The organism is Serratia sp. CY84636, assembly GCF_052166245.1.
Classification (GTDB): domain Bacteria; phylum Pseudomonadota; class Gammaproteobacteria; order Enterobacterales; family Enterobacteriaceae; genus Serratia; species Serratia nevei.
The window spans coordinates 407,063-419,516 of the sequence record NZ_JBJNOX010000006.1; the positions used below are offsets into that span (position 1 = coordinate 407,063).

A 12,454-nucleotide genomic window follows, 5' to 3' on the forward strand; every position below is an offset into this window, starting at 1 on the left:
GAACGTGAGGCTGAACAATGAGCGTAATCGGAATCGAAAAATTGGAATTTGGCGTCGAAGATCTGCCAACCTGCGAAAAATTCATGCAAGACTTCGGCCTGCAGCCCGCCACGCAACATTGGGGCGAACCGCAGCGCGAATTCACTACCCTGAGCGGGGCGCGGGTTGTCCTGCACCCGTTGCAAAGCGCGGCGCTGCCTGCGGCGTTTGAGGGCGGTTCTACCCTGCGCCGCATGACCTGGGGCGTGGCCTCGCCTGCCGATCTGGCGCGCCTGCAGCCGCGTTTGGCGCTGATGCCCGGCTTCCGTCAGGTGGGAGAAGAGCTGGAATGCCTCGATCCCAACGGCATGACGCTGCGCTTCGTCGTCAGCCGCCAGCAGGCGGTCGAGGTGCCGGTCACGCCGATCAACCAATGGGGCGACGTGCGCCGCATCGATCAACCCAGCCCGGTTTATTCGCAGGCGCAGCCGATCAACATTGGCCACGTGGTGTTCTTCGTTGAGGACCTGGCGGCGACCGAGCGTTTCTATCGCGAGCTGTTGGATTTCCAGGTTTCCGATCGCTATATCGATCGCGCCGTCTTCCTGCGTACCCAGGCGCGCGGCGGCCACCATAACCTGTTCCTGCTGAAGCTGCCGAACCGCCCACGGGGCCTGAACCACGTGGCGTTCACCGTGCGCGATATCCACGAAGTGATCGGCGGCGGCATCGCCATGAACAAAGAGAAGTGGAGCACCTTTATCGGCCCCGGCCGCCACCCGATCTCCTCGGCCTATTTCTGGTACGTCAACAGCCCGACCGGCGGCGCGTTCGAGTACTACACCAACGACGATTATCTGACGGAAAACTGGCAGCCGCGCGAGCTGGAGCATTCATTGGTCTCCTTCACCGAATGGGCGGTAGAGGGCGGCATCGATCACGACACGCGCCGCCAGCATAAAAAGGCGGAGGCGTTATGAACCGGCCGGAACACGCGGGCATCGTCATCGTCGGCGGCGGCCAGGCCGGCGGCTGGGCGGCCAAGACGCTGCGCGATCGCGGTTACAGCGGCCGGCTGACGGTTGTCAGCGACGAACCCTACGATTTTTACGAGCGGCCGCCGCTGTCGAAAGCGGCGCTGCTGGATGCCGCGGCTCCCCTCAGCCGGCTGTTCAGCGAACAGGCGGTGGCGGAGCTGAATATCGACTGGCGTCGCCCGCTGCGCGCCGAGTCCATCGATGCAGAACAGCAAATCGTCACGCTCAGCGACGGGCAACGGCTGCAGTTCGAGCAGTTGCTGATCGCCACCGGCGGGCGGCCGCGTGTGCCGAGCGCCGCCTGGGCGCAGCACCCGCGCGTGATGACGCTGCGTTCCTGGGACGATGCGGCCCGGTTGCGGCAGGGCCTGCAGGGCTGCCGTCGCCTGGCGATCGTCGGCGGCGGTTGGATCGGGCTGGAGATCGCCGCTTCCGCGCGCCGTCTCGGCGCCGAGGTGACGGTGTTTGAACGCCAGCCTGCGCTGTGCATGCGCAGCGTCGGCGCCGACGTCTCACAGGCGTTGCTCGAACTGCATCGCCAGCAGGGCGTCACGGTGCTGTGCGGCTGCGGCGAGATCTCGCTGGAAGATCGCGACGGCACCGCCTGGATCGGCAGCGAAGTCAGCGATCCGCAGGCCTTCGATCTGGTGGTGGTGGGGATCGGCGTTGAGCTGAATCTCGAACTGGCGCGCAGCGCCGGGCTGGCGATCGACTCCGGCATCGTGGTCGACGGCCAGGGGCGCACCAGCCATCCGGCAATCTTCGCCGCCGGCGATGTGGCGCGCCACCCGACGCTTGGCCTGTGCCTGCAGTCCTGGGCCTACGCACAAAATCAGGCCATCAGCACCGCCTGCGCGATGCTCGACGCCTTCGCCGCCCCGTATGACGACGTGGCCTGGCTTTGGTCGGATCAATACGACGCCAATATCCAGATCCTCGGCGTGCCGAGTGGCGGCGTGCACCATGTGGTGCGCCGCACGCCGCAGTCGCAGGTGTTCTTCACGCTGAACGCCGATCGGCAGCTGGTGCAGATGGTGGCGTTCAACGACGCGCGCACCATCAAGCTCGGCAAGCGTTGGTTGGCGAGCGGCCGGGTGCTGGATCCGCAGCAGTTGGCGGATGCGGAGTTTTCTTTGATGGCGTTGAAATAACGCCCGAACCTCGGGAGCGTTTTATGACTACGCAAGACATTGACGCCCGCGCTGGACGGGCGGGGGAAACCGTTGCCGAAAATCCGCAGCAGCGGGTGCGCTGGTCGGTGCCGATCGCGCTGTTTGCCTGCGTGCTGTTGGCGTTTTTCGACAAGATCAGCATCGCGGCGCTGTTTTCCGATAGCGAGTTCCAGCAGGCGTTAGGGATCGGTTTTGACCCGGCGCGGCTGGGCTTGCTGATGAGCGCGTTTCTGTTCTCCTACGGCATTTCCTCGATGCTGCTCAGCGGCATCGGCGATCGGCTTAATCCGGTCAAGGTATTGATTGGCATGATGGTGGTGTGGGGCGTGCTGATGGTGTTGATGGGGATGGTGCGTTCCTATCACGCCATGATGACACTGCGCATTCTGCTCGGTATCGCCGAAGGGCCGCTGCTGCCGATGGCCTACGCCATTATTCGTCAGGCCTTCCCGCCGCAGCTGCAGGCGCGCGCCACCATGCTGTGGCTGCTCGGCACGCCGTTGGGCGCCGCGCTTGGCTTCCCGGTCACCCTGTACATCCTCAATACCTTCGACTGGCAGGCCACCTTCTTCTTTATGGCGTTTCTGACGTTGCCGGTGATGTTGCTGGTGCTGTTCGGCATGCGCCACCTGAACGTCGCGCGCCCGGCGGCGGCGACCAAGCCGGCGGTGTCGGAACGCCAACAGCATCGCCGCGAGCTGCTGCGCAGCCCGCACTTTTGGATGATCTGCCTGTTCAACATCGCCTTCCTGACCTACCTGTGGGGCATGAACGGCTGGTTGCCGAGCTACCTGATCAAGGGAAAAGGCATTCATCTGGAGCATGCCGGTTATCTCTCTTCGCTGCCGTTCATCGCCATGCTGCTCGGCGAAGTGCTGGGCGCCTGGCTGTCGGACAAGCTGGATCGGCGCGCGCTGGCCTGCTTCCTGTCGCTGTGCGGTGCCGGCCTCGGTCTGGCGGTGGTGCTGCACCTGCAGGGCACCTACAGCGTGATCGCCGCCATGGCCTTCAGCACCTTTATGTGGGGCGCCGGCGCGCCGAATATTTTCGCGCTGTTGGCGAAGGCGACCAGCAGCAAGGTCAGCGCTACCGCCGGCGGTATCTTCAACGGGTTGGGCAATTTTGCCGGCGCGCTGGCGCCGGTGCTGATGGGGGCGTTGATCGCCGCCACCGGCAATATGGATAACGGCCTGCTGTTCCTGGTGGTGATGGCTTTCGTCGGCTGCCTCATTCTGCTGCCGTTACTGAGAAAGTACTGAATTAACAATTGCTAAGCCCAATGGATTTCATGCTGTGGCTAGGCGGCAAGTTCGTGAGTCTCCAGGAGCTTACTGCGGTAAGTGACTGGTGCGAACGAATGCAGTCAACAACGCCACAGCGTGAAAGACGAAGGGGATAACCATTTGATTCAACAGAGGAGTGACAACATGTCTCAGGTTGAGAACAAAGCCGGCGTCAAGCCGCAGGATCTGTCGATGGAAAATTGGGTGGAGTCGCGCATCGCCCGTTTCGAAGGCCGTAAATACGACTGGAACGCGCTGAAGTTCCAGGCCGACTTTGACCCGAAATACCGCCGTGCGCAGATGCGCTACATCGGTACCGGCGCTACCGGCGTGGCCAGCGACGCCAACACCATTCCGGCGGGCAATTTCACCTTCTCCACCATGGTGCTGCCGTCGAAGTGCGAGGGCCCGCTGCACCTGCACGACGACGTGGAAGAAGTGTTCTTCATGCTGAAAGGCAGCATCACGCTGATGATTCAGGATGGGGAAGAGTATTACGAAACCAGGCTGAAAGAGCGCGATCTGATCTCGGTGCCGGCGGGGGTGTATCGCGGCCTGTTCAACCACGGTGAGGAAGAGGCGCTGATGTGCGTGATGCTCGGCACCGCCAAGCCGGAGATCCCGACCTATCCGGCGGATCACCCGCTGTCCAAAGTGAAGCGCAACTGATGAACGGCCTGGCGCAACGCCAACGGGCGCGCTGCGGGGCATATACCCTGAGCTGGCGCGAGGCCGGGCAGGGGCGGCCGGTGGTATTGCTGCACGGCATCAGCTCCGGATCGGCCTCGTGGATCAAGCAGCTCAACGATAGCGGCCTGACGGACGGCCACCGTCTGTTGGCGTGGGATGCGCCGGGCTACGGCGGCAGCCTGCCGTTGGCGGATCCTCAGGCCGATGCCGCCGGTTATGCGGCGGCGTTGGCGGCGCTGATTGATGAGCTGCAGCTGGCGCAGCCGCTGATCGTCGGCCATTCGCTGGGGGCGCTGATCGGCAGCGCCTATGCCGCCGGCTATCCGGACGGGTTATGTGGATTGGTGTTGGCGGATCCGGCGCAGGGCTATGCCACGGCGCCGGAGGAAAAACGTCGGCAGGTGTACGGCCAGCGCCAACAGATGATAGAGACGCTGGGGCCGGTGGGCTATGGCGAGCAGCGGGCGGCGGCCTTGCTGCGTGAAGGGGCGGATCCGCAGGATATCGCCTGGGTGCGCAACGGCATGCAGCAGCTCGATCCCGACGGTTTTCTGAGCGCCGTCTGGATGCTGGCCAACGACGATATCGGCCGCTATCTGGCGCGCTATCGCGGCCCTCTGGAAGTCTGGTGCGGTGAACAGGATCGCATTACGCCGCCGGAGAAGGCGGCCGAGCTGGCGCGTGAGCAGGACGCGACGCTGCGTTTGATCGCCGCCGCCGGCCATGCCAGCTACCTCGACGCGCCGGCGTGTTTCAACCGCTATCTGCGGGACTTTACGGGAGCAATCCAACGATGAATTTTCAGCTTGAGAATCGGGTGGCGGTGGTAACCGGCGGCTCGTCGGGCATCGGTTTCGAAACCCTGAAACTGCTGCTGGCCGAAGGGGCGAAGGTGGCGTTCTGCGGCCGCGATCCGGACAAACTGGCCGGCGCAGCAGCCAGCCTGCGTGCGGAGTTTCCGCAGGCGGAGATCCTGGCGCTGCGCTGCGACGTACTGGACGCGCAGCAGGTGGCGCAGTTCGCTGACCAGGTGACGGCGCATTTCGGCGGCGTGGATCTGCTGATCAACAACGCCGGTCAGGGCTTCGTCGCCCATTTTGACCAAACGCCGCGCGAAGCCTGGCTGCATGAGGCCGAGCTGAAGCTGTTCGGCGTGATCAACCCGGTGCAGGCGTTCTTACCGGCGCTGGAACGGTCGACGATCGCGTCGATCACCTGCGTGAACTCGCTGCTGGCGCTGCAGCCGGAAGAACACATGATCGCCACCTCGGCGGCGCGCGCCGCGCTGCTCAACATGACGCTGACGCTGTCGAAAGAGCTGGTGGGCAAAGGCATTCGCGTTAACTCGATCTTGCTGGGGATGGTGGAGTCGGGCCAATGGCGCCGCCGTTTCGACGAGCGCAGCGATAAAGATCAAAGCTGGGAGCAGTGGACGGCGGCGATCGCCGAACGCCGCGGCATCCCGATGAAGCGCCTCGGCAAGCCGCAGGAGCCGGCGCAGGCGCTGCTGTTCCTCGCTTCGCCGCTGGCTTCCTTTACCACCGGCGCGGCGCTGGACGTATCCGGCGGCTTTAACCGCCATGTGTAGCAGGGGCCGATAAAGATGAAGAAGATCATGATGATTGGCTACGGCGCGATGGCGAAGGAAGTGATCGCCCGTTTGCCGGAAGGCGTGGAGGTCGGTTGGATCCTGGCGCGCGCGGCTCATCATGCGGCGATCGCCGAGGCCTTTGGCGGGCGGGTGCAGGCGTTGACCCATCCCGAGCAGTGTTTGCAGCGGCCGGATCTGGTGCTGGAGTGCGCCAGCCAGCAGGCGGTGGCGGAGTTCGGCGAAGCGGTGCTGCAGCGCGGTTGGCCGCTGGCGCTGATCTCGACCGGCGCGCTGGCGGACGCCGCATTGCAACAGCGGCTGCAGCAGGTTTGCCGCCGCCATCACGGGCAGTTGATCGTGTTGTCCGGTGCGGTGGCGGGGATGGATGGGCTGGCGTCGGCGCGCGAAGGCGGGCTGGAGAGCGTGACCTATCAGGCCAGCAAAAGCCCGGCCAGCTGGCGCGGCAGCCCGGCGGAGCAGCTGGTCGACCTCGATGCGGTGAGCGAAGCGCAGGTATTTTTTGAAGGGTCAGCGCGCGAAGCGGCGCGTTTGTTCCCGGCCAATGCCAACGTGGCGGCCACCATTGCGCTCAACGGCCTGGGGATGGACGCCACCCGGGTACGCCTGCAGGTCGATCCCGCCACCCGGCGCAATACCCATCGTCTGCAGGTGTGCGGCGACTTTGGCGAATTTCACATCGAGCTGAGCGGCACCCCGCTGGCGAGCAATCCCAAAACATCAACCCTGGCGGCGCTGAGCGCGGTACAAGCCTGTCGCCGTCTGGTGGACGGCGGTTTTATTGCCTGAACGGCAGGAGCGGAGCATGGAACGATTGAATATTTTTGTCGCCGGGCGCTGGCGTGAAGGGCGTGGCGAAGAGATGGCTTCGGTATTCCCGGCCGACGGCAGCGTCAACGCGCGGCTGCGTGCCGCGAACGTCGAGGACGTGAACGAGGCGGTGGAAGCAGCGGAACGCGCCTGGCGCGCGCCGGAATGGCGTGGGCTGGTGCCGCACCAACGCGCCTCGATCCTCTACCGCGTCAGCAACCTGATTCTGGCGCAGCAGGAACAGTTGGCCGAGCTGCAGACCCGCGACAACGGCAAGCCGCTGGCGGAAACCCGCGGGCTGGTGGCCAGCGCGGCGGCGACCGCGCGCTACTTCGCGGCCGCCTGCGAGGTGTTGGAAGGCGAGCTGCCGACCCCGCGCAGCGCCGAGGTGATGACGCTAAGCCAGTATCAACCGATGGGGGTGATCGCCGCCATTACGCCGTGGAACTCGCCGATCGCCAGCGAAATGCAGAAGGTGGCGCCGGCGCTGGCGGCGGGCAACGCGGTGGTGCTCAAACCGGCCGAAGCCACGCCGCTGATGGCGCTGAAGCTGGCCGAGCTGTTCGAACAGGCGGGCCTGCCGGCTGGGCTGCTCAGCGTGTTGCCGGGCAAAGGTTCGGTGATCGGCGAGGCGTTGGCGCGCCATCCGCTGGTGAAAAAGATCTCCTTTACCGGCGGGACCAGCACCGGGCGCCATTTGGCGCACATCGCCGCCGACAAGCTGATCCCCACTTCGCTGGAATTGGGCGGCAAGTCGCCGACCATCGTGCTGGAGGACGCCGATCTGGAGCAGGCGGCGCGCGGCATCTGCTACGGCATTTTCAGCTCCGCCGGCCAGGCGTGCATCGCCGGTTCGCGGCTGTTCGTGCATCGTTCGCTGTATCAGCCGCTGCTGGCGCGCTTGACCGAACTGACGGCGGGGCTGCGCATCGGCAACCCGCTGGTGCCGGACGTGCATCTCGGCCCGCTGATCAGCGCCAAACATCGGCAAAGCGTGGCGGACTACGTGGCGCTGGCGCGGCAGGAGGGCGGTCGGGTGGTCATCGGCGGCGAAGCGCCGGCCGATCCGCAGCTGGCGAGCGGCAGCTATTACCTGCCGACCATTATTGAAGGCTTGAACAACGACGCCCGCGTCTGCCAGGAAGAGATCTTCGGCCCGGTGCTGGTGGCGCTGCCGTTTGACGATGAGCAACAGCTGATCGAACAGGCCAATGACTCGGTGTACGGCCTGGCGGCCGGCATCTGGAGCCGCGACTTCCCTCGCGCGATGGCGCTGGCGGAGCGGCTGGAAACCGGCACCGTCTGGGTCAATACCTACAAAACGTTCTCGATTTCCACGCCGTTCGGCGGTTTCAAGGAAAGCGGGCTGGGCCGCGAAAAGGGCCTGAACGGCATCAAGGCCTACATGCAGCAGAAAAGCGTGTATCTGGCGTTGAGCCATCAGGTGAACCGCTGGAGCGACTAGGCCGACACCTCTACGCATAACCCTAATAACGAATACCCTAAGAAGGCAGATGATGAGCGATAAAATCACGGTTGGCGAGGCGATAGCCCGGACTCTGGAACAGTATGCGGTGTCGGCGATGTACGGCATCATTTCGATTCATAATCTGCCGATCGCCGATGCGGTGGGGCAGCGCGATAAAATTCGCTTCGTGCCGGCGCGCGGCGAAGCGGGGGCGGTCACCATGGCCGACGCGCACGGGCGTTTCTCCGGCCTGGGCGTAGCGTTGACCAGCACCGGCGCCGGCGCCGGCAACGCGGTGGGGGCGATGATTGAGGCGCTCAATGCCAACACGCCGCTGCTGCATATCACCGGCCAGGTGGAAAAAGCCTATCTGGACGCCGACGCCGGTTTTATTCATGAAACCCGCGATCAGCTCGGCTTCCTGCGCGCCTGCTCCAAGCGCGCTTACCGGGTCAATTCGCCGGAGCAGGCGGTGGCGGTAATCCAACGGGCGATCCTGGATGCGCAAACCGTGCCCTGCGGCCCGGTGGCGGTCGAGATCCCGATCGATATTCAAAGCAGCCTGGTTTCCCGTTCGGTGCTGACCGAGCCGTTGGCGCCGGCACCGCTGCCGAAGGCGGACGATGCGGCGGTGGAACGGCTGCATCAGCGGCTGAAACAGGCCAAGCGTCCGCTGCTGTGGTTGGGCGGCGGCGCCTTGGCCTGCGGCGACGCGGTACGCAAGCTGGCGGACGCCGGCGTGGCGGTGATCTCCAGCACCCACGGGCGCGGCATTCTGCCGGACAGCCATCCGCGCAGCCTGCGGGCGTTCCATAACTCACCGAGCATCGAAGCGATCCTGACGCAGTGCGATCTGACGCTGGTGGCCGGTTCGCGCCTGCGCAGCAATGAAACCCGTACCTGGACGCTGCCGCTGCCGCGCCCGCTGGTGCAGATTGACATCGATCCGGTGGCGGCCAACCGCAACTATCTGGCCGATGAACAGATCAACGGCGACTGTGCGGCGCTGCTGGCGGCGCTGGCGGCGCGGCTGGCCCCCGGCGAGAAGGTCAACGCCGAGTGGGATGCCGAGATCGCGGGGGCGGTGCAGCAGGCGGAGAGCGCGCTGCGCCAGCAGTCCGGTGAATACGCCAAACTCAACGACGCCATCGACGCCGCGCTGCCGCAGGACGGGCTGTTGGTACGCGATATCACCGTTTCCGGCAGCGTCTGGGGCAGCCGGTTGTTCCGGGCGATCTCGCCGCTGTGCAACATTCACTCGCTGGCGGGTGCCATCGGTAGGGGGCTGCCGATGGCCATCGCCACCGCGATTGCCAACCCGCAGCGCAAGGTGGTGGGGCTGGTGGGCGACGGTGGTCTGGCGCTGGGCTTGGGCGAGTTGGCGACCATGGCGCAGGAACAGGTGAATATCACCCTGCTGATCATGAACGACGGCGGTTATGGCGTGATGCGCGGCATTCAGGACAAGTACTTCGCCGGGCGCCAGTATTACAACGAGCTGCATACGCCGGCGTTCACCCAGATTGCCGAAGCGATGGGGCTGAAAGCCTGGAAGGTGGACGCAGCGGCACAGTTCAACGGCGTGCTGGCCGAAGCGATCAACTACCCGGGGCCGTCGGTGGTCGAGGTGGACATGAAGCAGGTCGGGCCGCTGACTTTCGCCGGGCCGCCGCAGAAAACGCTGTATTAATACGATAAAAAAACGCCCGGCGATTGCCGGGCGTTTTCGTGGTTATTTCTCTGCCGCGATGCGATCGCGGATGTGCTGCGCACGCGCTTGGGAAGACGGGTGGTCGTCGAACAGGCTGCTCTGGCGGCCGGCTTCCATCTGGGCCAGCTTCTCGAAGCTGGTGGCCAGGCCGTTCGGATCGATGCCGCGTTTTTTCAGCAGATCGAACGAGTAATCATCCGCTTCGCTTTCCTGCTTCTGCGAGAACTGGGCGCTGACCAGCTTCTCGCCGATGTCTGCCAGCTGCGACTGCGACAGCGAGCCGATGACGCCGCCGGCGGAGGACGCCGCGGTGCGCAGCGCCACGGTGCCGTAAGCCACCTGCATCGCCTTGCGGGTGTGGCCCAGCGCCACGTGGCCCATTTCATGGCCCAGCACGCCTTCCACTTCGTTGTCGTTCATCATGTCCATCAGGCCGCTGTAGACGCGGATGCAGCCGTTGGCCATTGCCCAGGCGTTGACGTCTTTGGTCACGTAGACCTTGTAGTTGGCCGGGGTGCCGTTGATGTTGTCGCCCAGCGCCGCGGCGATTTTGTTGAGACGCTTGGCGTAGGTGCTGTCGGCCGGCGCGATTTGTGCCTTGCTGTCCATCTCGGCGCAGGATTTATCACTCAGGGCCTTAACGTCGTTGTTGCTCAGGGTCGCCGCCTGGAATGCCTGGGCGCCGGACTGCATCAAGGTTTCGGTATTCAGGTTTTGACAGCCGGTTGCCAAGGTGGCAATGCCCAACGCAATCAAAGAGGTACGGATCTTCATAACGCCATCTTCCTGTGAAGGTAACAAGGTAAAAGAATCATTTTGCTTGGAGGAAATCTTGTCGCAAGAGCCTAGTGTACGTCAGACGGGGCGAGAATAGTGTTATTCCGAAAAAGCGTCCAATCGTGCTAATAAGTGGTGAACTCGCTCTCATTTGGCATTAGGGATTGCCGTTGTGATGTGGAGTCTGAGAAAATAGGGAACTTGACTGCTTTTTTTATCCGACCTGGAGTAAAACATGTCCTCTCGTAAAGAGCTTGCCAACGCCATCCGCGCACTCAGCATGGACGCCGTACAAAAAGCAAATTCCGGCCACCCGGGTGCCCCTATGGGCATGGCGGACATCGCCGAAGTCCTGTGGCGTGACTACCTCAACCACAACCCGACTAACCCGCACTGGGCTGACCGCGACCGTTTCGTGCTCTCCAACGGCCACGGCTCCATGTTGATTTACAGCCTCCTGCACCTCACCGGCTACGACCTGCCGATGCGCGAGCTGGAAAACTTCCGTCAGTTGCACTCCAAAACCCCAGGGCACCCGGAGTACGGCTATACCCCAGGCGTTGAAACCACCACCGGCCCGCTGGGCCAGGGTATCGCCAACGCCGTCGGCTTCGCCATCGCCGAACGCACCCTGGCGGCGCAGTTCAACCGCCCGGGCCACGATATCGTTGACCACCACACCTACGCCTTCATGGGCGACGGCTGCATGATGGAAGGCATCTCGCACGAAGTCTGCTCTCTGGCCGGTACCCTCAAGCTCGGCAAGCTGACCGCTTTCTACGATGACAACGGCATCTCCATCGACGGCCACGTCGACGGCTGGTTCACCGACGACACCGCCCTGCGTTTCGAAGCCTACGGCTGGCACGTGGTGCGCAACGTTGACGGCCACAACCCGGACGCCATCAAGGCCGCGATTGAAGAAGCCCGCAAGGTGACCGACAAGCCGTCGCTGCTGATGTGCAAGACCGTTATCGGCTTCGGTTCGCCGAACAAGGCCGGCACCCATGACGTGCACGGCGCCGCGCTGGGCGCCGCCGAAGTGGCCGCCACCCGCGAAGCGCTGGGCTGGAAATACGCCGCCTTTGAAATCCCGCAGGACATCTACGCCCAGTGGGACGCCAAAGAAGCCGGTCAGGCCAAAGAAGCGGCCTGGAACGACAAGTTCGCCGCCTACGCCAAGGCCTTCCCGGAGCAGGCTGCCGAGTTCAAGCGCCGCATGAACGGCGAGCTGCCGGCCGACTGGAAAGCCGACGCCAGGGCGTTCGTGGAAAAACTGCAGGCCAACCCGGCCAACATCGCCAGCCGCAAGGCATCGCAGAACGCGCTGGAAGCGTTCGGCAAGGTGCTGCCGGAGTTCCTGGGCGGCTCTGCCGACCTGGCGCCGAGCAACCTGACGATGTGGTCCGGCTCGAAAGCGCTGAACGTTGACCCGGCGGGCAACTACATTCATTACGGCGTGCGCGAGTTCGGCATGACCGCCATCACCAACGGCATCGCGCTGCACGGCGGCTTCCTGCCGTACTCGGCGACCTTCCTGATGTTCGTGGAATACGCCCGCAACGCGGTGCGTATGGCGGCGCTGATGAAGCTGCGCAACGTGTTCGTCTACACCCACGACTCCATCGGTCTGGGCGAAGACGGCCCGACCCACCAGCCGGTGGAGCAGTTGGCGAGCCTGCGCGTGACCCCGAACATGAGCACCTGGCGCCCGTGCGACCAGGTGGAATCGGCGGTGGCGTGGCAGTACGGCATCGAGCGCAACGACGGCCCGACCACCCTGGTGTTCTCGCGCCAGAACCTGACCCAGCAGCCGCGCACCGCAGAGCAGCTGGCGAACGTGTACCGCGGCGGCTACGTGCTGAAAGACTGCGCGGGCACGCCGGACGTCATCCTGATTGCCACCGGCTCCGAAGTG

11 protein-coding genes are annotated in these 12,454 nt (G+C 64.3%); 10 read left to right on the plus strand and 1 reads right to left on the minus strand.

Annotated features, from left to right (window positions below):
* Nucleotides 1-17 precede the first annotated feature (17 nt).
* From ACJ8QI_RS18880 to ACJ8QI_RS18920, 9 genes are all read left to right on the plus strand, one after another.
* On the plus strand, nucleotides 18-959 hold the full coding sequence (locus tag ACJ8QI_RS18880) for a VOC family protein (RefSeq protein ID WP_047729878.1): 942 nt from the start codon (nucleotides 18-20) through the stop codon (nucleotides 957-959).
* Nucleotides 956-2,167 (plus strand): NAD(P)/FAD-dependent oxidoreductase, encoded by a 1,212-nt coding sequence (locus ACJ8QI_RS18885; RefSeq protein ID WP_060422706.1) that lies wholly within the window; start codon nucleotides 956-958, stop codon nucleotides 2,165-2,167. Before ACJ8QI_RS18880 ends, ACJ8QI_RS18885 begins: the two co-directional genes overlap by 4 nt.
* Before the next feature lie 23 nt (nucleotides 2,168-2,190).
* The gene (locus ACJ8QI_RS18890) at nucleotides 2,191-3,447 is read left to right on the plus strand and encodes an MFS transporter (protein WP_101453746.1); all 1,257 of its coding nucleotides are present in this window, start codon (nucleotides 2,191-2,193) and stop codon (nucleotides 3,445-3,447) included.
* 168 nt (nucleotides 3,448-3,615) lie between these two features.
* A complete protein-coding gene (locus ACJ8QI_RS18895) occupies nucleotides 3,616-4,140 on the plus strand; it encodes a cupin domain-containing protein (RefSeq protein WP_004937634.1) in 525 nt (174 codons plus the stop codon).
* On the plus strand, nucleotides 4,140-4,958 hold the full coding sequence (locus tag ACJ8QI_RS18900; protein WP_442532935.1) for an alpha/beta fold hydrolase: 819 nt from the start codon (nucleotides 4,140-4,142) through the stop codon (nucleotides 4,956-4,958). The genes ACJ8QI_RS18895 and ACJ8QI_RS18900 overlap by 1 nt, the downstream gene beginning before the upstream one ends.
* Nucleotides 4,955-5,749: an SDR family oxidoreductase gene (locus ACJ8QI_RS18905; protein ID WP_047570596.1), complete on the plus strand. Its 795-nt coding sequence runs from the start codon at nucleotides 4,955-4,957 to the stop codon at nucleotides 5,747-5,749. Before ACJ8QI_RS18900 ends, ACJ8QI_RS18905 begins: the two co-directional genes overlap by 4 nt.
* Before the next feature lie 15 nt (nucleotides 5,750-5,764).
* Complete coding sequence (locus tag ACJ8QI_RS18910; protein ID WP_442532936.1) at nucleotides 5,765-6,559, plus strand: aspartate dehydrogenase; 795 nt, start codon at nucleotides 5,765-5,767, stop codon at nucleotides 6,557-6,559.
* Between the two features lie 16 nt (nucleotides 6,560-6,575).
* Entirely contained in the window at nucleotides 6,576-8,045 is a 1,470-nt protein-coding gene (locus ACJ8QI_RS18915) for an aldehyde dehydrogenase (RefSeq protein WP_442532937.1), read from the plus strand.
* A 52-nt stretch (nucleotides 8,046-8,097) separates the two neighbouring features.
* The gene (locus ACJ8QI_RS18920; RefSeq protein WP_442532938.1) at nucleotides 8,098-9,738 is read left to right on the plus strand and encodes a thiamine pyrophosphate-binding protein; all 1,641 of its coding nucleotides are present in this window, start codon (nucleotides 8,098-8,100) and stop codon (nucleotides 9,736-9,738) included.
* A 42-nt stretch (nucleotides 9,739-9,780) separates the two neighbouring features.
* Here ACJ8QI_RS18920 and ACJ8QI_RS18925 read toward each other — a convergent pair whose 3' ends face one another.
* Nucleotides 9,781-10,533, minus strand: a complete 753-nt coding sequence (locus tag ACJ8QI_RS18925; RefSeq protein ID WP_019456034.1) for a M48 family metallopeptidase — start codon at nucleotides 10,531-10,533, stop codon at nucleotides 9,781-9,783.
* 238 nt (nucleotides 10,534-10,771) lie between these two features.
* On the opposite strand from ACJ8QI_RS18925, the gene tkt reads away from it, so the two are divergent.
* Nucleotides 10,772-12,454, plus strand: a 1,683-nt coding sequence (gene tkt / locus ACJ8QI_RS18930) for a transketolase (protein WP_442532939.1), incomplete at its 3' end; no start/stop codon positions are given.